Here is an 18,784-nt window from a genome sequence, read left to right as displayed (position 1 = left end):
GAATGCTTTCTCTCTGTGTGAATTCAGGGATGGACAAGGAAGCACCGGGGCGCCTCCGCGTGGTTTCAGCGTATCAGGGGAAGCCCTTGGGACATGCCCCCAACTGACGGCAAAACCCCCGGTTGTTCGACCAATCGAAACTGGCGCGCCTGCTGAGAATCAACGCCGATCCCCAAGCCCGCTGACGACACCACAGCCCACCGGCATGACTCCAGAACATCGAAGCCTCCAGCCCCTCACCATGACCCCGCGCCGCCCGGTGCCCCTGGCCATGGCCGGGGTACCCGCATGAGTTCGGCGGCGCCCGCGGGCGCCATGCCGTCGCCCGGTTCCGCACTTGCGGACCGCCTGCGCGCGCAACCGAAACTGCCACTGATCGTCGGCGCCGCCGCGATCGTCGCGGCCGCCGCCGCGTTCCTGCTCTGGAGCCGCGGTCCCGATTACGGCGTGCTCTATACCAATGTGTCCGACCGCGACGGCGGCGCCATCATTGCGTCGCTGCAGCAGATGAACGTGCCGTACAAGTTCGCCGAAGGCGGCGGCGCGATCCTGATCGCCGGCGACAAGGTGCCCGAAGTGCGCCTGAAGCTCGCGGCGCAGGGCCTGCCCAAGGGCGGCGGCGTGGGCTTCGAACTGCTGGACAACCAGAAGTTCGGCACCAGCCATTTCGCCGAGCAGGTCAACTACCAGCGTGGCCTCGAGGGCGAGCTCGCGCGCTCCATCGAATCGATCGGCTCTGTCGAATCGGCGCGCATCCACCTGGCGCTTCCCAAGCCCTCTCTCTTCGTGCGCGACCAGAAGAAGCCTTCGGCTTCGGTGGTGCTCACGCTGCACCGCGGCCGCAGCATCGACGAAGGCCAGGTCAGCGCCATCGTGCACATGGTTTCGAGCAGCGTGCCCGAACTGAATGCCAAGAGCGTGACCGTGGTCGACCAGCACGGCAACCTGCTGTCGGCCGCCAACGCCGGCGCGCGCGGGCTGGACGTGAGCCAGCTCAAATATGCGCAGGAAATCGAGCAGGGCTACATCCGCCGCATCGAGGCCATCCTGCAACCCATTCTTGGCGCCACCAACGTGCGCGCGCAGGTCGCGGCCGATATCGACTTCTCCGTGGTCGAGCGCACCGAAGAAACCTACAAGCCGAACCAGGACCCGCGCACCGCGGCGGTCCGCAGCCAGCAATCGAGCGAATCGACGCAGCAAGGCGCCACGCCGCCGGGCGGCATTCCGGGCGCGCTGTCGAACCAGCCGCCGCAAACGCCGAACGCGCCCATCACCGCACCGGCGGCTTCCAATGCCGCGGCCGCACCGGGTGCAACGGGTGCTGCAACAACGGCCGGCTCGGCACCGGGCAGCGCACGCAAGGACTCGACGACCAACTACGAACTCGACCGCTCGATCCGCCACGTGCAACAGGGCGCGGGCGGCGTCAAGCGGCTCTCGGTGGCGGTGGTGGTCAACCATCGCAGCGCGCCGGACGCCAGCGGCAAGCTCGTGCAGCGCGCGCTCACGCCGGCCGAGATCGAGCAGATCCGCAACCTGGCCAAGGAAGCGATGGGCTTCAGCCAGGATCGAGGCGACTCGCTCAACGTGGTCAACAGCGCCTTCACCCGTGATAGCGACGACGGCCAGGCCGGCCCCGAGCTGTCCTTCTGGCGCGACCCGGCCAACCTGGGCCTCGCCAAGACGATCGGACAGTATGTGCTGCTCGCCTTCCTGGCCCTGTTCGCCTGGTTCGCCGTGCTGCGGCCCCTGCTACGCAAGCACCTTGCGCCCCCGGCGCCTCCAGCGGCCGCCACGCCAGCCGGCTCCGGCGCCACCGCCGCAGCCGACGGCATGAGCGACGAGGACGAAGCCAACGCATCGCGTGTCAGCGCAAAGGCACGCGAGATCGAACGCCAGAAGGCCGACCTCGGCTACGCACACGAGACCGCCGACCAGGACCCGCGCCTGGTGGCCACGTTGATCAAGCATTGGATGAACACATGAGCGATGCCGGCACACGAAAAAGCGCAATCCTGCTGATGTCCCTCGGCGAGGACCGCGCGGCGGCCACGCTGGCCCACCTGCCCGCGACCGAAGTGCAGGCGCTGGGCGCGGCAATGGCCAAGCTGAGCCAGGTCTCCAAGGACGAGCTGGCGGCCGTGCTGGCCGAGTTCCGCATGGAGACCGAGCAGCTGTCCGCGCTGCACCTGGGCTCGGGCAGCTACATCCGCGCCGTGTTGCGCAAGGCACTCGGCGACGACCGCGCCAGCAACCTGCTCGAAGACATTCTCCAGCCCGAGCAGCCGCATGGCGGCATCGAGCGGCTGAACGATCTGGAAGCCGGCGAAGTGGTGGAACTCATCCGCGACGAGCACCCGCAGATCCTTGCCACGCTGCTGATCCACCTGGACCGCAAGAAGGCCTCGGAGGTGCTGGAAAAACTGCCGGAGCGCCTGCGCCACGACGTGATCCTGCGCGTGGCCACCTTCGGCGGCGTACAGCCTGCCGCTCTGGCCGAGCTGACCGACGTGCTGACCGAAATGCTCTCGGGCGAAGGCCTGAAGCGCAGCCGCCTGGGCGGCGTGCGCACCGCGGCGGAAATCGTCAACCTGATGAACAGCGCGCAGGAAGAAGGCGCCATTGCCCATGTGCGCGAACACGACGACGCGCTGGCCCAGCGCATTCTCGAAGAGATGTTCGTGTTCGAGAACCTGCTCGACCTGGAAGACCGCTTCATCCAGCGCCTGCTCAAGGACATCGAATCCGATTCGCTCATCGTCGCGCTCAAGGGCTCGGCGCCCGAGCTGCGCGAGAAGTTCCTCAAGAACATGTCGCAGCGCGCCGCCGAAACGCTGCGCGAGGACATCGAACTCCGCGGCCCGGTACGGGTGTCGCAGGTCGAAACCGAACAGAAGGCCATTCTCCAGGTGGTGCGCCGCCTGGCCGATGCCGGCGAAATCGTCATCTCCACGCCCGGAACCGATGACTTCGTCTGAAACCATGTTGCAAGTCCAATTCCGCGGTCAGCGCGGTACCGCGGGGAGTCGATGAGATGACGTTGGCCAACCCATCCTTTGCGTCCCGTGCGCGGCAGAGCACGCCGTCGATGCCCGCGAGGCCCCGCCTGTCGGCGTGGCAGCGCTGGGAGATGAGCTCGCTCGACGAAGACGCGCTCGCAGCCGGCGCGCCCGTCGAAGCGGCCGCGGCGCCGCGCGTGGACCCCGCGGCCCTGGCGCGCGAGGCCGAGCTCGAGCGCCTGCGGCTGGAGGCGCGCGCCACCGGTGAGGCCGAAGGCCGCCGCGAGGGCTGGGCCCAGGGCCATGCCGACGGGCATGCCGTCGGCATGGCCGCGGGCCTGGCCGGCGCCAGCGCGCATGCGGAGCAACTGCGCGCGCTCGCCGCGGCGCTGCCCGCCGCACTGCGCAGCGCCGAGAGCGAACTGGCCGATGCCATGCTGGCGCTCGCATTCGATGTGGCGCGCCAGGTGATCCACCGCACGCTGCGCACCGAGCCCGAATGGGTGCTTGCGCTGGTGCAGGATCTGCTGCACGCCGAGCCCGCGCTGCAAGGCGAGCCGCGCCTGCTGCTGCACCCCGAAGATGTGGCGCTGGTCAAGAACAGCCTCGGCAACGAACTGCAGGCCGCCGGCTGGCAGGTGCGCGCCGACGACACCCTGGCCCGCGGCGGCTGTCGCGTGCGCTCCGCGAGCGGCGAAGTGGACGCGAGCCTGGAAACCCGCTGGAAGCGCGTGGCCGATGCGTTCTCGCCCCGCGGCGGCGACTCGGCCGGAGGCTGAAAACGATGTCCGCTACAGAACAAGCCGCAGCACCTTCCACATCCGCTGCCAACCCGCACCTGCAGTCCTGGCTCGGCACGCTGGCGCAAGCCCGCCGCGACGTCGGCCTTTGCTCGACCATTGCCACCTCGGGCCGGCTGACCCGCGCCGTCGGCCTGGTGCTGGAGGCCGTGGGCCTGCAGTTGCCGGTCGGCAGCGACTGCCTGATCGAACTGCCACCGGGCTATCCGCAACGTCATGCGGAAGCCGAAGTGGTCGGCTTCGCCGGCGACCGCCTGTTTCTGATGCCGCAAAGCGAAGTGGCCGGCCTGCTGCCCGGTGCGCGCGTGTTTGCGCGTCCCGGCCCCGCGCAATCCATTGCCGGCGGTAACCCGGGCGATGCCCATACCAAGCGCCTGCCAGTGGGCGAAGGCATGCTCGGCCGCGTGGTCGATGCCGCCGGGCGGCCGCTCGACGGGCTCGGTCCGCTCGACGTGAGCCGCAGGGTGCCGCTGAGCTCGCCGCCGATGAACCCGCTCGCGCGCGCGCCGATCGATTCGGTGCTCGATGTCGGCGTGCGCGCCATCAACGCCATGCTCACGGTGGGCCGCGGCCAGCGCATGGGCCTGTTCGCCGGCTCCGGCGTGGGCAAGAGCGTGCTGCTGGGCATGATGGCGCGCTACACCAGCGCCGAGGTCATCGTGGTCGGCTTGATCGGCGAACGCGGCCGGGAGGTGAAGGATTTCATCGAGAACACGCTGGGCGAAGAAGGCCTGGCGCGCGCCGTGGTGGTCGCCGCACCGGCCGACAACTCGCCGCTGCTGCGCCTGCAGGGTGCGGCCTACGCCACCTGCCTGGCGGAGTACTTTCGCGACCAGGGCCGCGACGTTCTGCTCATCATGGATTCGCTCACGCGCTATGCCATGGCCCAGCGCGAAATCGCACTGGCCGTCGGCGAGCCGCCGGCCACCAAGGGCTACCCGCCTTCGGTGTTCGCCAAGCTGCCGGCGCTGGTGGAGCGGGCCGGCAACGGCGCGCGCGATGCCAATGGGCGCGGCGGTTCGATCACGGCTTTCTACACGGTGCTGTCCGAAGGCGACGACCAGCAAGACCCGATCGCCGACTCGGCGCGCGCCATCCTGGACGGCCACGTGGTGCTGTCGCGCACGCTGGCCGAAGCCGGCCACTACCCGGCCATCGACATCGAGGCGTCCATCAGCCGCGCGATGACGTCGCTGATCGAACCCTCGCAGTTCGACACCGTGCGCCGCTTTAAGCAGGCGCTCTCGCGCTACCAGCGCAACCGCGACCTGATCAGCGTCGGCGCCTATGCGGCCGGCCACGACCCGCAACTCGACCAGGCCATTGCGCTGTACCCGCGCATCGAAGCCTTCCTCCAGCAATCGATGGAAGAGCGCTGCGACTACGCCACCTCGATCGCCCGCATGGGCGGACTGTTCGAACCTGCCTGAGCCACCACCATTCCGGAGCCGCCATGCCGCACAAACTTCCGCTCGACACGCTCACCGATCTCGCCCGCAACAAGACCGACGACGCCGCGCGGCAGCTCGGCCTGCTGCAGAACGCGCAGGTCAGCGCCGCTCAGAAGCTCGAGCTGCTGCTGCAATACCGCCAGGACTACAGCGACCAGCTGCACGTGCTGATGCAGAACGGCCTGCCCTCGGCGCAATGGCACAACTACCGCAACTTTCTCGGCACGCTCGACGGCGCCATCAAGCAGCAGCAAGCCATCGTCGCGCAGGCCGCCACACGCCTGGACCTCGGCCGCAACGAATGGCAGCACCACAAGCGCCGCCTCAATTCCTTCGATGCGCTGGCCGAGCGCATGCGGCGGCAGGAACTCGTGGTCGGCGCACGGCGCGAGCAACGCGACAGCGACGAACGCGCGGCGCGCAAGTTCTTCGACCGCGCCTCCCAACCGACCCCCTGACGTTTTCCTGAAGAACCGCCATGCCCACCTTCATCGCTCCTTCCTTCGCGCCGAGTGCAGCCAACGCCTCGGCCTCTTCGACGGATCCCGGCCCGCGCGGCCGCAACGCCGAGGAAGCCGACGGCCGCAGCTTCAATGCGGTGCTGAGCCGCTCGCGCGGCGCCGGCAAGCCACAGGGCCAGGAAGATTCCGCCTCGCCCGCGCTCGAAGCCAGGGCGCGGCAAAAACCCTCTCGCGCCGCCGACCGCAAGGACGAGCTGCCCGCGGAACTGCTGCCGCTGGCATTTTTTACGCCGACGATGACCGCGTTGGCCTCATCGCCCGCGCCGGCGTCGGCACTCCCGGCCGGCGCCACCGTGGCGGCCACCCTGCAGCAAGGCGCCCAGAGCCTGTTGCCGAACGATGCGGCCGTGGCGGCCCTGCCCGCCGATGCCGCAGCGGATGCGCGACCTGGCGAGACGCCCGAGTCCAAGGAGATCGAAGCCGAAACCCCCGCCATGGCCGCACTGGCGCGCGATGTTCAAGCGGTGGCGTCGGAAACCGCACAACCCAACAAAAAGAAGAGCGGCGCCGACGTCGCCATTGCGCAGCCGGCGGCCGAGCTGCCCTTGCCGGCAGCTGCAGGTAGCGCCACAGGGGGGGCCGCCGCACCGGTGGCCGCCATGGTTCCGTCCAGCGATGCATCCGCCGCAACCGTGACCTCCATGGCCGGCGAACAGGCAAAGGGCGCGGCCTCGTCCGCGACCGCCGACAAAGCCCCAACGGCGCCGGCGGCCGCGATGCTCTCAGCCGACAAGCCAGACCTCGGCGCCGCAGCATCCAATGCAGCCGATCCGTTCACCCTGCCGCAGGCGATGACGTTCGCGACGGCTGCGGCCGACCGCACCAACCTGCCGGCCAACGCCGGCCAGGTGCCCGTACTGAACGTGGCGCCGCCCGTGGGCTCCGATGAATGGGGCCCGGCACTCGGCCATCAGATGCTGCGCATGAACGCGGCGAGCGCGCAAGTTGCCGAGCTGAACCTGAACCCGGCCGGTCTCGGCCCGCTGAAGGTCACGCTCTCGATGGGCGACAACCAGGCGCAGGCCATGTTCGTCTCGGCCCACGAAAGCGTGCGCAAGGCCGTGGAGGCTGCGCTGCCGCAATTGCGTGCCAGCCTTGCGGAGCAAGGTATCAGCCTGGGCCAGACCTCGGTCGGTGCGGAAGCGCATCGCTTTGCCAGCCAGGGCGGCGCCTTCGGCGAGCAAGCCCCACAGCAGGGTTCGGCCCGGCAGCCGGAGTACCCGGCGCCCGAACGCGCGGACGCCACTGCCCTGGCCGACCCGCTGCACGGCAGCCTCCCGCGCGCCACGCCGCGCACGTCCAGCGCCGGCGTAGACACCTTCGCATGAGATGAACGCGGGATCTGAGGCCTTTTCCCGCGCTTGATCAGCCCTTCGCTTGCCAGGCACCTGGCAAAGAATAGTCCCAACCAGACATCGTTTCGCAGTTCAAATATGGCTACCAGTCCTTCTGTCGCACTCGCTCCGCCCGCCACCGCGCCTCGCTCCTCGAAGCTGAAGATCGTGATCCCGCTCGCTGTGCTGGCCAGCGTTCTTGCCGGCGGCGGCGGTTACTACTTCATGAGCCATCGCTCATCCGCGGCACCGGAGGCATCGGCTGCGCCGGCACCCGTGCCCGAGAAGCCGATCTTCGTGACGCTCGAGCCCCTGACCGTGAACGTGCAATCCGAAGGCCGCTCGCGTTTCCTGCATGTGGGCATGGCCCTGAAGGTGCGCGACGAGCAGGCCAAGGCGCACGTCGTCGAATACATGCCCGAAGTGCGCAGCCGCGTGTTGCTGCTGCTGTCGAACCGGCCGCCCGAGTCGCTGGTGACCACCGACGACAAGGCCCGGCTGGCCGAGGAAATTCGCCTCGAGCTGAGCCGCCCGCTGGGTGCAGGCCTCCCCGCGCAGGAAATCGGCAGCGTTTCCTTCAACACCTTCGTGGTGCAGTAACTTTTTCCGGACCGGCGATCCATGGCCTATGAACAGGTGCTCTCCCAAGACGAGGTCGACGCGCTACTGCAGGGCGTCACCGGCGGCGGGGTCGAGCAGAACGAAAGCGCTGTCCCCAGGCCCGACGGCCTGCCGGTCTACGACCTGGGCGCGCCCGACCGCGTCGTGCGCAGCCGCATGCACACGCTGGAGGTCATCAACGAACGCTTTGCGCGCCATCTGCGCAGTTCGCTGTTGAACTTCATGCGCCGCAGCCCCGACATTTCGGTCGGGCCGGTGCACATCCAGCAGTACGGCGAGTTCGTGCGGCACCTGCCGGTGCCGGCCAACATCAACATGCTGCACATGAAGCCGCTGCGCGGCACGGCGCTGTTCGTGTTCGATCCGAAGCTGGTGTTCCTGGTGGTCGACAACCTGTTCGGCAGCGACGGGCGCTACCACGTGCGCGTCGAAGGGCGCGACTTCACGCGCACCGAGCAGCGCATCATCAAGCGCCTGCTGAATCTCACGCTGCAGTGCTATGCAGACGCCTGGCAGCCGGTGTTCCCGCTGAGCTTCGACTACGTGCGGGCCGAAATGCACGGCAAGCTGGCCAACATCGTCGCGCCGAACGAAGTGGTGATCAACACCACGCTGCAGATCGAGTTCGGCCCCGTGGGCGGCTTTCTGCACGTGTGCATTCCCTATTCGATGATCGAGCCGATCCGCGACCTGCTCTCCAACCCGGTGCAGGACGAGATCGAGGTCGACAAGCGCTGGGTGCGCCAGATGTCGCAGCAGATGCAAAGCGCCGACGTGGAACTGAGCGCCGAATTCATCACCTTGCCCTCGACCATCGGCGAGGTCCTCAAGCTGCAGGCGGGCGACGTGCTGCCCATCGAACTTCCCTCGTCGATCACCGCACGCGTCGACGGCATTCCGGTGATGGAGTGCGGCTACGGGGTATCGAACGAACGCTATGCCCTGCGCGTGCTGCAGATGATCTCCCACCAAGACAGCGATCTGAAGAACGACCATGACTGACAACACCCCATCCACCAGCGATGCGGACGACTGGGCCAGCGCGCTGGCCGAGCAGACCGCGGCTTCCGCACCCGCTCCCGCCCCGGCACCTGCGCCGGCTCCCGCCTTTGCTCCCGCACCGGCCGCCGCTCCCGCGGGCAGCCGCGTCTTCCAGCCGCTGCATCCCGCCCCGTCGGCGGCCGGTTCGCCGGTCGACGTGGAACGCATTCTCGACGTGCCGGTGCAGCTGACGGCCGAGCTCGGCCGCACCCGCATCACCATCAAGAGCCTGCTCCAGCTGTCGCAAGGCTCGGTGGTCGAGCTCGACGGCCTGGCCGGCCAGCCGCTGGACGTGCTGATCAACGGCTACCTGATCGCGCAAGGCGAAGTGGTCGTGGTGAACGAGAAGTACGGCATCCGCCTGACCGACATCGTGACGCCCTCCGAGCGCATGCAGAAGCTCGGCAGGTCATGAGTCTCCTTGCCAGGCGGTTGCGACAGGCAGCCGCATCGATCGCGGCCGCGGCATGCGGCCTGGCCGTACACGTCGCGCATGCCGCACTGCCGACCGTGCCCTCGCCCGCCGAAGCGGCGCCGGCGGTCGGGGCATCCAGCCTGCTGCAGGCCGGCTTCGGCATGTTCGCGGTGCTGGGCCTCATTTTTCTGTGCGCCTGGGCGGCGCGCCGCTTCGGCCTGCAGCGCCTCGGCGGCGGGCAGACCGTGAAAGTGGTCTCCAGCACCATGGTCGGCCAGCGCGAGCGCGTGGTGGTGGTGGAAGTCGGCGCCACGTGGCTGGTGCTGGGCGTGACGCCGAGCCAGGTCAACACGCTGCATTCGATGCCGGCGCAAGCCGGCACGGCCATGTCGGCACCGGGCGGTGCGCCTTCTCCGCCCTCGATGCCGGATGCACGTTTTTCCGGCGCGGCCGGCCTGTTTGCCCAGAAGCTGCGCGACTCCCTCGGACTCAGGCAGCGGCCGAACCCATGATTCGCATTGCCTTTCATCGACGCCTTCGCGGCGTCGTGCTGATGCTGCTCGCCCTCGCGCTGCCGATGACGGCATGGACGCAGGGCCTGCCCGGCCTCACCAGCACGCCCGGTCCCGGCGGCAGCCAGACCTGGTCGCTCAGCGTCCAGACGCTGGTGATGCTGACCTCGCTCACGTTCCTGCCGGCGCTGCTGCTGAGCATGACGAGCTTCACCCGCATCCTCATCGTGCTGGGCCTGCTGCGCACGGCCATCGGCACGCAGTCATCGCCGCCCAACCAGATCCTGGTGGGCCTGTCGCTGTTCCTGACCTTCTTCGTGATGTCGCCGGTGTTCGACAAGGTCCACGACGAGGCCTACAAGCCGTTCTCGGAGAACAAGATCACGGCGGAGAAGGCGCTGGAGAAAGGCATTGCCCCGTTCAAGTCCTTCATGCTCAAGCAGACCCGCGAGAACGACCTCGCCCTGTTCGCGAGGCTCGCGAAGATTCCCGACATGCAGGGACCGGAGGAAGTGCCGCTTCGCATTCTTCTGCCCTCGTTCGTGATCAGCGAGCTGAAAACGGCGTTCCAGATCGGCTTCACCATCTTCATTCCGTTTCTCATCATCGACCTGGTGGTGGCCAGCGTGCTGATGTCGATGGGCATGATGATGGTGCCGCCCGCCTCCATCGCGCTGCCCTTCAAGCTCATGCTGTTCGTCATGGCCGACGGCTGGCAATTGCTGATCGGCGCATTGGCCCAGAGCTTTTATCTTTAGAGGCGCGCAATGACCCCCGAATCCGTCATGTCCCTGGGCAGCCAGGCCATCCACGTCTCGCTGCTGCTCGGCGCGCCGATGCTGCTGGTGGCGCTGGTCGTCGGCCTGGTCATCAGCATCTTCCAGGCCGCCACGCAAATCAACGAAGCCACGCTGTCCTTCATTCCCAAGCTGCTGGCGGTGTTCGCAGTGCTGGTGATTGCCGGCCCGTGGATGCTGGCGCAGATGCTCGACTACATCCGAACGCTGTTCTCGAGCATCCCACAGCTCGTCGCCTAGGATGAACGCCCCCCGAAGCGCCTTCGGCGCCTCCCCGCACTGGGGGGCGCATCCGGCGGACCGGCACAGCCGGTTCCGCGGGTGCACTGGAATGGGCTCGTTGTGTTTCCTGGCTCCGCCGAAGACCTGACATGCCTGCCATCTTCTCCGTCACATCGGCGGAGCTGACCGCCTGGCTCACGGCTTTCCTGTGGCCGTTCGTCCGCATGCTGGCGCTGGTCAGCACGGCGCCGGTGTTCGGCGAGCCCGGTGTCTCGCGCCAGCTCAAGGTGGCCATTGCAGCCTTGCTGGCGATTGCCATTGCGCCGACGCTCGGACCGATGCCCCAGGTGCCGGTGGTCTCCGCCGGCGGCATCTGGATCATCGTGCAGCAGGTGCTCATCGGCGGTGCCATCGGCTTCACGATGCGCATGGTGTTTGCCGCCGTGCTGGCCGCGGGCGAATACATCGGCCTGCAGATGGGCCTTTCTTTCGCGTCGTTCTTCGACCCGATGGCCGGCGGCGCCACGATGGTCATCGCGCGGCTGATGCACATGCTGGCCATCCTGCTCTTTCTGGCGGTGGACGGCCATCTGCTGATGGTGGCCGCGCTGGCCGAAAGCTTCAGCACGCTGCCGATTGCCGATGCGCCGCTGGCGGCCCAAGGCTGGATGCTCCTGGTAGCCGGAGGCGGCCAGATCTTCGTCAACGGGTTGATGCTGGCGCTGCCGCTGGTCACCGCGCTGCTCACGCTGAACCTTGCGATGGGCATCCTGAACCGGGCCTCGCCGCAGTTCAGCATCTTCGCGGTGGGTTTTCCGCTCACGCTGCTGGCGGGCATCGGCATGATGCACCTGCTCATGCCGCAGTTCGGCGCGTTCCTCGAGCCGCGCTTTGCCGCCAGTCTCTCTTCGCTGCTCCAGCTGACCGAGGCGCTTCGGCCCTGAGCCTCCGCCTGCCGGCAGAAGCCGGCGAGGCGGCGCGCACCGTCTCAGCGCGGGTCACAGGTAGTTGAACAGCGCAATGCTGTGCAGCCGCGCGAAGGTCTGCTGGGTGGCCTTGAGCGAGGTTTCTCTCTGCAGGTATTCCGAGATGGCGCTGGCCGGGTCCAGGTCTTCCAGTTCCGAGAGGTAGCTCTTGTCGATCAGGTAGCGCGAAGCGCCGCCGGTGTTGAGCGCGTCGAGTTCGTTCATTCGCGAACCGACCGACGACACGACCGTGAGCACGTTGTCGTGCGCATTGGTGATCTTGACGTTGAAGGTGCTCAGCGCATTGAGCAGTTCGGCCTGTGCCGGATCGCCGCCGCCGGTCAGCGGCTTCTTCAATGCCGTGACGAGCTCGCCGATGGCGGCGAACACGTCGGTGCCCGCGTTGCGGGCCGTGGCCACCTGGAAGGTGTCGCCGTCGGCGGGCGTGCCGCTCATCTTGATCTGCAGGCCGCCGAAGGAAATCGGCGCGTCGGGCACGTAGGGGCCCGTTGCGGCGACCACGGGCGGCGTGTCCTGCGTGGTCACGGTGTAGTTGCCGCCCGCGAAGCTGATCGTGAAGTCCTTGCCGTAATTGGCGGCGGTCGCATCGGTGAGGCCCACGGCGCCGAAGACGCCGGAGCCGGTGTTGGCGGCGCCGGCCGAGCTCACGTAGCCCGCGCCGCCCTGCACCGACTGGAACACGCTGCGTCCGTCGTCCGTGGTCGACATCTGGCGCGAGACGTCGATCTGCATGAGGCGCTGGCCCTGGTCGCCCATGTACTGGATGCCGCCGCCGGCCTCGGCCACGAAGGGCGGGCTGGCGCTCTTGAAACCGGCGAACAGGAACTGGCCGTTGCCGTCGTCGGCATTCGCCACGTTCACGAGCTGGTCCAGGTTGCTCTGCAGCGTGGTGGCGAGCGAGGCGCGGTCGGCATCGGACAGCGTGCCGTTGCCCGCCTGCACGGCCAGCGTCTTCATGTTCTGCATGATCGAGGTGGCCGACTTCAGCGCGGTTTCCTCTTGCGAGAGCGAAAGCATGGCGCGGCTGCGGCTGCTGGTGTACTGGGCCGACTCGGCCATCGACTGGCTGACGCCCAGCGCGCGCGCGGCCGCCACCGGATCGTCGGCCGGGGTGAGGAACTTGGTACCCGCGGCAAGCTGCTGCTGAATGCGGAACAGCTGCTGCTGCTGCGAACCCAGGGCGCTCATGCTCTGGGCGTAGAAGGATTGGGTGCTGATGCGCATCTCGGCTCCTGAAATCTGTTCTGTATGAAGTGAGGCCGGATCAGCCGCGGATGCCGAGAATCGCGTCGAACATGGTCGATGCGGTCTGGATCACCTTGGCATTGGCCTGGTACATCTGCTGGTACATCAGCAGGTTGGCGGTTTCTTCGTCCTGGTTCACGCCCGAGATCGAATCGCGGCTTGCGCGGATCTGGCCCGTCACGCTGTCTTGCGTCTGCGTTGCCACGCGAATTTCCATGGAGCGGTTGCCCACCTCGCTCACCAGCTTGGCGAAGGCGCCGTTGAAGGTGGAGGTGCCGCCGTCCATGGCGTTCTTGCGCTGCAGCGCGCCGAGCTTCAGCGCGTTGCTGCCGTCCGACACGCCGGCCACGTTCTTGCCGATGGTGAAGGTGTCGCCCTGCGCGGGTGCGCCGGTGAGCTTGACCTCGATGCCGTCGAAGCGGATGGAGGCACCCGCGGTATACGGCACGGCGGTGCCTGCGGGGTAGCTGGTGGAGCTGCCGTCGGCCAGCGTCACGGTGACGGGCGAGGTCGCCGGAAAGCCCGACAGCGTGTTGCCGCCCGCGTCGTACGCGAGCGTGACCGTTGCGGCGAGCGGCGTGGCCAGGTAGCTTGGGTCGACGACGGCGGGGCTCAGGGCGCCCGTGCCCTTGTTGCCGACCGTCTTGCCGGTGACGATCGGCGACGCGGCGGCCACCTTGGCCGTTTCGCGCACCAGCACGTCCATGTCGCGCGCACCGGTGCGCGTGGGCTGCACCAGGAAGGAGTCGCCCGCCTGCGCGGTGCCGCTGGCCACGGAGAGGCTCACGCCGTCGAAGCTGGCCGGGAATGCGGTGAAGTCGCCCATGACCTGCTTGTCCGACAGCCGCGTGACGGTGTAGGTCATCGTGCCGGCCACGTCTTTCACCAGCACCGAATAGTCGCTGGTCGAAAGCTGCGAGGTGTCGGTCACGCTGGCGCCGAGCACCATGTCGCCGCCGTTCTTTGCATGGGAGAACACGCCGGGCACCGCTTGCGAGAAGAAGTCCGTGCCCAGCGCGCCGTTCAGGTCCACGCCGAGCTTGTGCTGGTCGTTGAACTCGCTGGCCAAGGCCATTGCGAGGCGGCCGACGGCGTTCTGCGTGCTGGTGAGCGTTTCGGCGCGGAAGGCCAGCAGCCCGCCCAGCGAGCCGCCGGTGAGCACGTTGTTGTTGAGCTCGGAGACCGTGCCGGCCACACCGACCAGCGCGATCGCCTGGCGCGTGGGATCGGCGGCGGACTGCACGGCCTGCATCTTGGCGGCGCGGTCGCCGAGCACCAGCGTCTGGCCGTTGCCGATGAAGACGTTGTACTGGCCGCTGTCCTGCTCCATCACCTTGACCTCGACGATCTTGCCGAGCTCGCTCACCAACTGGTCGCGCTGGTCCATCAGGTCGTTGGGCGGCTGTCCGCCGGCCATGGCGCTGAGCTGGCCGATCTGCTGGTTCAGGCTTGCGATCTGCGTGGCGTAGGTGTTGATCTTCGCGGCGCTGCCTTCGATCTGCTCGTTGACCGCGCTGTTCAGGTCCGTGAGGTACTGGTCGGTGGAGCGGAACTTGTTGGCCAGCGACTGCGCCGCGCTGATGAGCTGCTGGCGCGCGGCCGGGTCGGCCGGCGTGTTGGCCACGTCCTGCACGCTGGCGAAGAAGCTCTGCATCAGCGGCGTGATGCCTGCCGTCTTGTCGGCCAGCAGCGAGTCGATGCGGTTGATCTGCGAACCGTAGCTCGCGAGCGCCGCGCCCGCAGCCTCGGCGCCGTTGAGCTGGGCCGTCAGGTAGCTGTCGTAGCTGCGCTGCACCGTGGTCACGCGCGCGCCGTTTCCGACAAAGCCGGCGCCGGTCACCGTGCCGCCGAGCGAAGAGACCAGAGCGGTCTGGCGGTTGTAGCCGGTTGTGTACACGTTGGCCGTGTTGTGGGCGGTGGTCATGAGCGCGGTTCGCGCCACGCTCAGGCCGGACAGGCCCGTATAGAACATCGACATGAGGCTTTACCTGTAAAACGTTTCTTGTGTTTGACGGAGGGCGCCGCTCAGGGCGCCTGCTTCCTGTTTATCGGCAGGGCCGGCGAAAAATGAAGTCCCGGTGGATTTCATGTCGAGCTTCAGGCTTCGAGCCTGAACACGCTCACGGCGCTGACGAGGCTGGCGGCCTGCTCCTGCATCGACTGGGCTGCCGCGGCTGCTTCTTCGACCAGTGCCGCGTTCTGCTGCGTCACCTGGTCCATCTGCGCAATGGCCTGGTTGACCTGCTCGATGCCCGTGCTCTGCTCCTGGCTCGCCGCGGTGATCTCGCCGATGATGTCCGCGACACGCTTGACGCCGCTCACGATCTCTTCCATCGTCTTGCCGGCTTCACCCACGAGTGCGCTGCCCACGTCGACCTTGCCGACGGAGTCGTCGATCAGGCCCTTGATTTCTTTCGCCGCCGCGGCCGAGCGCTGCGCCAGGCTTCTGACTTCGGATGCGACGACGGCAAAGCCCCGGCCCTGCTCGCCGGCACGGGCCGCTTCGACGGCTGCGTTCAATGCCAGGATATTGGTCTGGAAGGCGATGCCGTCGATCACGCCGATGATGTCGACGATCTTTTTCGACGAGGCATTGATCGAGGCCATGGTGTCGACCACCTGGCCCACCACGTTGCCGCCCTTGACGGCAACCTCGGAGGCCGAGAGCGCGAGCTGGTTGGCTTGCCGTGCGTTGTCGGCGTTCTGCTTGACCGTGGAGGTGAGCTCTTCCATCGAGGCAGCGGTCTCTTCGAGAGAACTCGCCTGCTCTTCGGTGCGTGACGACAGGTCCTGGTTGCCCGCGGCAATCTGGCCCGAGGCCGTGGCAATGGCATCGGTGCCCTGGCGTACGCCGCCGACCACCGCGGCAAGGCCGTCGCGCATCGATTCCACCGCTCGTGTGATGACGCCCATTTCGTCGCGGCGCTCCGACCTCAGCGGCTGGGAAAGATCGCCGCGGCCGATGGTCTGCACATGTTCGCTCAGCACGCTGAGCGGCCGCACGGTGCGCCGGATGAAGATGATCAGCGTCGCTCCCAGCACCAAGGCGGCCAGCGCGATGAAGCTGCCGAGCAGGGTCATCTCGCGATAGAGCTCGGCCATCACCTCCGAGACGGAGATTTCCGCAACCACCAGCCAGCCGGTCGCTTCGCTCTTGCTCACGGACGCATAGTGCCCTGCTTGCTGCGCCGGCAGAAGCACCGCGGGCGCGTTGTCGATCCACGATGCGCCCTCGCCTTTCAGCCGGCCGAGCCACTCCGCAGGATTCGCATTCGGGAGCAGCACTTCAGACAGCTTCTTCCCGGTTGCGGAAGGGTGAAACACGAGCGTCGCCGCGGCGGGGTCCGCGCCCGGGTCGATGATGTAGAGCCCGCCGGTGTCGAAGATCCGCGTCTGGCCCACGGCTTCGCCGAACGAGGCCTGCTGGCGCGAGATGTCGAGGCCGATGTAGAGCACGGCGACCACCTGGCCCGCGGCATCGCGCACCGGGTCGTAGACCGTGATGTAGGGCCGCCCGAACAGAGTGACACGGCCGACGAATCTCTTGCCCGAGCGCAGCAATGGATAGGCGGCGCTCTTGCGGTCGAGCAGCGTGCCGATGGCGCGCTCGCCGTTTTCCTTCTTGACCGAGGTGGTCACGCGGCGAAAGTCTTCGCCCTGCGCCACGAACACCGTGGCGTTGGCACCGGGAAAGTCGCGCGCGAACGCATCCACCTCGGCCGTGCTCCCGCCATTGATCGGCACGCCGAAGCTGCTCACGACGCCTTGTGCGGCGTCTTCGACCACGAAGGTGGCCGCAAACTGGCGCCGGAAAACGCCGTAAGCGTTCTCGGCCGTCATCTGCATGGTGCGGTCGAAGATGTCCAGTGAGCGGGCGATGGCCTCCGCCTTTGCATTGGCGTACTGCGCGGCGTTGCGCTGCTGCTGCGCCGAGCCAAGTGCATAGAACGCGCCGAGGAGAAGCAGTGTGACCAGAAGAATGGCGAGCGTGGCCCTGACGGTCAGCGTGCGCGCCAACGAAACGAAGGGGCGCTGTGGCTGGGACGAACCCATGGCTGCTGCGTTCATCAGGGGCTTTCTGCTGAGGTGTGGTTAAAACTCGGTCCAGTCGCCCGCGGCGCCGCCGGCCAGGGCCAAGGGAGGCGTGGAGGCAATGGTTCCCTTCTTGCGCGAGCCAGCGAAAGGGCGGGCGGGCGCCGCGGCCCTGTGCGAAGGTTCGATGCGGGTGGCATGGCTCCCGTGTGCGCCGGCCTCGAGCCTGAACACGCTCACAGCTTCCACGAGGTTCGCGGCCTGCTCCTGCATCGACTGCGCCGCGGCGGCCGCTTCTTCCACCAGCGCCGCGTTCTGCTGCGTCACCTGGTCCATCTGCGCGATCGCCTGGTTCACCTGCTCGATGCCGGTGCTCTGCTCCTGGCTCGCCGCGGTGATCTCACCGATGATGTCGGTCACGCGTTTGACGCTGCCCACGATCTCGGCCATGGTCTTGCCGGCTTCGCCCACGAGCGCGCTGCCCACGTCGACCTTGCCCACGGAATCATCGATCAGGCCCTTGATTTCTTTCGCCGCCGCGCCCGAGCGCTGCGCCAGGCTGCGCACTTCGGAGGCCACCACCGCGAAGCCGCGGCCCTGTTCACCCGCCCGAGCGGCTTCGACCGCGGCGTTGAGCGCCAGAATGTTGGTCTGGAAGGCGATGCCGTCGATCACGCCGATGATGTCGACGATCTTCTTGGACGACGCATTGATCGAGGCCATGGTGTCGACCACCTGACCGACGACGTTGCCGCCTTTGATTGCAACCTCGGAGGCTGACAGGGCCAGCTGGTTCGCTTGGCGGGCGTTGTCGGCGTTCTGCTTGACGGTGCTGGTGAGCTCTTCCATCGAGGCCGCGGTCTCTTCGAGCGAGCTGGCCTGCTCTTCGGTCCGCGAAGACAGGTCCTGGTTGCCCGCGGCAATCTGGCCCGAGGCCGTGGCGATGGCATCGCTCGACGTCTTGATCCGCACGACCACGTCGGTCAACTGGTCTTGCATCCGCTTGATCGAGAACAGCAGGCTGCCGCTGCGGGCCGTGGGGGCCCGCACGCTTTCGGTCAGGTCGCCGCTCGCGATGCGGCCGACCACATCGGCGGCGTAGCCGGGCTCGCCGCCCAGTTGCCGCGCCAGGAGCCTTGCCACCACCACGCCGAGCCCCAGGCTGATGACCACCCCGGCCAATGCCAGCAGCAGCATCAGGAGCCGCGAGTGCTTGAAGGTGCCGGCGGCGTCTTCCATGCTGGTGCGAGCCTGCTGGTCGCTGTGCGCGACCATGCTCTGCAGCACCTTTTCAAGTGCGCGAGATTCCTTCAGCAGCAACGCGCTTTCCTCGGGCACGCTGCCTTCGAACTGCGAGCTGTCGAGCGACTGCTTGGCAATCAGGTCCGCAAAATCGCCCAGGTGCTTCTTCAGCGGCGGCATCAGCTTCAGGTACTGCTCGTGGAGCTCGCGCCCCTCGGGTGTTTGCTCGAACAGCGGCTTCACCTCGGCCACATTGGACTCGAGTGCCGCCACGGCTTCCTTCAGCTCCTTGAAGCCGACGCTGCGCTCGCCCTTGGTGCCCGCCGACAGCAGGCCCATCTGGGCGCGGCTGGCATCAAGCAGGTGGATGTTGGCCGCCTGCACCGCCTTGATGGCCCGCAGGTCGTTGTTGTAGAGACGCTCGGTCGAGGCGTTGACGCGCCCCATGTGGAAGATGCCCAGCCCGCTGACCGCCGCGCCCACCGCGGCAATCACGAGAAAACTGAGAACCAGCCTGACGGCGACACGAAGCCCTTGGAACCATTTCATTTTTTTTCCTCCTG

The 18,784-nt window shown here is 67.5% G+C and carries 17 protein-coding genes; 13 read left to right on the top strand and 4 right to left on the bottom strand.

The features are described 5' to 3' along the window. The first annotated feature begins 288 nt into the window (after positions 1–288). The 13 genes from fliF (at position 289) to fliR (ending at position 11,660) form a co-directional block, all read left to right on the top strand. Positions 289–1,989, top strand: a complete 1,701-nt coding sequence (gene fliF / locus QFZ42_RS02415; protein WP_307699417.1) for a flagellar basal-body MS-ring/collar protein FliF — start codon at positions 289–291, stop codon at positions 1,987–1,989. Further along, positions 1,986–2,981, top strand: a complete 996-nt coding sequence (fliG, locus tag QFZ42_RS02410) for a flagellar motor switch protein FliG (protein WP_157615469.1) — start codon at positions 1,986–1,988, stop codon at positions 2,979–2,981. The genes fliF and fliG overlap by 4 nt, the downstream gene beginning before the upstream one ends. 56 nt (positions 2,982–3,037) lie before the next feature. Further along, on the top strand, positions 3,038–3,781 hold the full coding sequence (gene fliH, locus QFZ42_RS02405; protein ID WP_307699416.1) for a flagellar assembly protein FliH: 744 nt from the start codon (positions 3,038–3,040) through the stop codon (positions 3,779–3,781). A 5-nt stretch (positions 3,782–3,786) separates the two neighbouring features. Next, positions 3,787–5,232 carry a flagellar protein export ATPase FliI gene (fliI, locus tag QFZ42_RS02400; RefSeq protein ID WP_307699415.1) on the top strand — a complete coding sequence of 482 codons (1,446 nt, stop codon included), beginning with the start codon at positions 3,787–3,789 and terminating at the stop codon, positions 5,230–5,232. Positions 5,233–5,255: 23 nt separating this feature from the next. Continuing rightward, complete coding sequence (gene fliJ / locus QFZ42_RS02395) at positions 5,256–5,711, top strand: flagellar export protein FliJ (RefSeq protein WP_307699414.1); 456 nt, start codon at positions 5,256–5,258, stop codon at positions 5,709–5,711. Between the two features lie 20 nt (positions 5,712–5,731). Continuing rightward, on the top strand, positions 5,732–7,102 hold the full coding sequence (locus QFZ42_RS02390; protein ID WP_307699413.1) for a flagellar hook-length control protein FliK: 1,371 nt from the start codon (positions 5,732–5,734) through the stop codon (positions 7,100–7,102). A gap of 105 nt (positions 7,103–7,207) precedes the next feature. Beyond that, positions 7,208–7,708 (top strand): flagellar basal body-associated protein FliL, encoded by a 501-nt coding sequence (gene fliL, locus QFZ42_RS02385; protein ID WP_307699412.1) that lies wholly within the window; start codon positions 7,208–7,210, stop codon positions 7,706–7,708. Positions 7,709–7,729: 21 nt separating this feature from the next. Continuing rightward, entirely contained in the window at positions 7,730–8,731 is a 1,002-nt protein-coding gene (gene fliM, locus QFZ42_RS02380; RefSeq protein ID WP_307699411.1) for a flagellar motor switch protein FliM, read from the top strand. Continuing rightward, positions 8,724–9,185, top strand: a complete 462-nt coding sequence (gene fliN / locus QFZ42_RS02375; protein ID WP_307699410.1) for a flagellar motor switch protein FliN — start codon at positions 8,724–8,726, stop codon at positions 9,183–9,185. The genes fliM and fliN overlap by 8 nt, the downstream gene beginning before the upstream one ends. After that, a complete protein-coding gene (gene fliO / locus QFZ42_RS02370) occupies positions 9,182–9,697 on the top strand; it encodes a flagellar biosynthetic protein FliO (RefSeq protein ID WP_307699409.1) in 516 nt (171 codons plus the stop codon). Before fliN ends, fliO begins: the two co-directional genes overlap by 4 nt. Then, positions 9,694–10,455, top strand: coding sequence for a flagellar type III secretion system pore protein FliP (fliP, locus tag QFZ42_RS02365; protein WP_373423299.1), 762 nt, complete (start codon positions 9,694–9,696; stop codon positions 10,453–10,455). Before fliO ends, fliP begins: the two co-directional genes overlap by 4 nt. 9 nt (positions 10,456–10,464) lie before the next feature. Then, the gene (gene fliQ, locus QFZ42_RS02360) at positions 10,465–10,734 is read left to right on the top strand and encodes a flagellar biosynthesis protein FliQ (protein ID WP_307699408.1); all 270 of its coding nucleotides are present in this window, start codon (positions 10,465–10,467) and stop codon (positions 10,732–10,734) included. A 131-nt stretch (positions 10,735–10,865) separates the two neighbouring features. After that, the gene (gene fliR, locus QFZ42_RS02355; RefSeq protein ID WP_307699407.1) at positions 10,866–11,660 is read left to right on the top strand and encodes a flagellar biosynthetic protein FliR; all 795 of its coding nucleotides are present in this window, start codon (positions 10,866–10,868) and stop codon (positions 11,658–11,660) included. Between the two features lie 54 nt (positions 11,661–11,714). Here the strand turns inward: fliR and flgL are convergent, their stop codons facing one another. The 4 genes from flgL to QFZ42_RS02335 all read right to left on the bottom strand — a co-directional run bounded on the left by flgL (position 11,715) and on the right by QFZ42_RS02335 (position 18,770). Further along, positions 11,715–12,926 (bottom strand): flagellar hook-associated protein FlgL, encoded by a 1,212-nt coding sequence (flgL, locus tag QFZ42_RS02350; protein WP_307699406.1) that lies wholly within the window; start codon positions 12,924–12,926, stop codon positions 11,715–11,717. Positions 12,927–12,966: 40 nt separating this feature from the next. Continuing rightward, positions 12,967–14,925: a flagellar hook-associated protein FlgK gene (flgK, locus tag QFZ42_RS02345; protein ID WP_307699405.1), complete on the bottom strand. Its 1,959-nt coding sequence runs from the start codon at positions 14,923–14,925 to the stop codon at positions 12,967–12,969. A gap of 119 nt (positions 14,926–15,044) precedes the next feature. Beyond that, the gene (locus tag QFZ42_RS02340) at positions 15,045–17,015 is read right to left on the bottom strand and encodes a methyl-accepting chemotaxis protein (protein ID WP_307699404.1); all 1,971 of its coding nucleotides are present in this window, start codon (positions 17,013–17,015) and stop codon (positions 15,045–15,047) included. A gap of 24 nt (positions 17,016–17,039) precedes the next feature. Beyond that, complete coding sequence (locus QFZ42_RS02335) at positions 17,040–18,770, bottom strand: methyl-accepting chemotaxis protein (protein WP_307699403.1); 1,731 nt, start codon at positions 18,768–18,770, stop codon at positions 17,040–17,042. Between the last annotated feature and the right edge of the window lie 14 nt (positions 18,771–18,784).

The organism is Variovorax paradoxus (assembly GCF_030815855.1).
Lineage (GTDB): Bacteria > Pseudomonadota > Gammaproteobacteria > Burkholderiales > Burkholderiaceae_C > Variovorax > Variovorax paradoxus_M.
The sequence above is the reverse complement of the archived record's forward strand: the minus strand, read 5'-3'. Positions and strand labels throughout refer to the sequence as shown.

What these genes read in the sequence shown, in the direction of transcription:
- fliF (WP_307699417.1), top strand. Translation starts at nt 289, where the DNA reads ATGAGTTCGGCGGCGCCCGCGGGCGCCATGCCGTCGCCCGGTTCCGCA.
- fliG (WP_157615469.1), top strand. Translation starts at nt 1,986, where the DNA reads ATGAGCGATGCCGGCACACGAAAAAGCGCAATCCTGCTGATGTCCCTC.
- fliH (WP_307699416.1), top strand. Translation starts at nt 3,038, where the DNA reads ATGACGTTGGCCAACCCATCCTTTGCGTCCCGTGCGCGGCAGAGCACG.
- fliI (WP_307699415.1), top strand. Translation starts at nt 3,787, where the DNA reads ATGTCCGCTACAGAACAAGCCGCAGCACCTTCCACATCCGCTGCCAAC.
- fliJ (WP_307699414.1), top strand. Translation starts at nt 5,256, where the DNA reads ATGCCGCACAAACTTCCGCTCGACACGCTCACCGATCTCGCCCGCAAC.
- QFZ42_RS02390 (WP_307699413.1), top strand. Translation starts at nt 5,732, where the DNA reads ATGCCCACCTTCATCGCTCCTTCCTTCGCGCCGAGTGCAGCCAACGCC.
- fliL (WP_307699412.1), top strand. Translation starts at nt 7,208, where the DNA reads ATGGCTACCAGTCCTTCTGTCGCACTCGCTCCGCCCGCCACCGCGCCT.
- fliM (WP_307699411.1), top strand. Translation starts at nt 7,730, where the DNA reads ATGGCCTATGAACAGGTGCTCTCCCAAGACGAGGTCGACGCGCTACTG.
- fliN (WP_307699410.1), top strand. Translation starts at nt 8,724, where the DNA reads ATGACTGACAACACCCCATCCACCAGCGATGCGGACGACTGGGCCAGC.
- fliO (WP_307699409.1), top strand. Translation starts at nt 9,182, where the DNA reads ATGAGTCTCCTTGCCAGGCGGTTGCGACAGGCAGCCGCATCGATCGCG.
- fliP (WP_373423299.1), top strand. Translation starts at nt 9,694, where the DNA reads ATGATTCGCATTGCCTTTCATCGACGCCTTCGCGGCGTCGTGCTGATG.
- fliQ (WP_307699408.1), top strand. Translation starts at nt 10,465, where the DNA reads ATGACCCCCGAATCCGTCATGTCCCTGGGCAGCCAGGCCATCCACGTC.
- fliR (WP_307699407.1), top strand. Translation starts at nt 10,866, where the DNA reads ATGCCTGCCATCTTCTCCGTCACATCGGCGGAGCTGACCGCCTGGCTC.
- flgL (WP_307699406.1), bottom strand. Translation starts at nt 12,926, where the DNA reads ATGCGCATCAGCACCCAATCCTTCTACGCCCAGAGCATGAGCGCCCTG.
- flgK (WP_307699405.1), bottom strand. Translation starts at nt 14,925, where the DNA reads ATGTCGATGTTCTATACGGGCCTGTCCGGCCTGAGCGTGGCGCGAACC.
- QFZ42_RS02340 (WP_307699404.1), bottom strand. Translation starts at nt 17,015, where the DNA reads ATGAACGCAGCAGCCATGGGTTCGTCCCAGCCACAGCGCCCCTTCGTT.
- QFZ42_RS02335 (WP_307699403.1), bottom strand. Translation starts at nt 18,770, where the DNA reads ATGAAATGGTTCCAAGGGCTTCGTGTCGCCGTCAGGCTGGTTCTCAGT.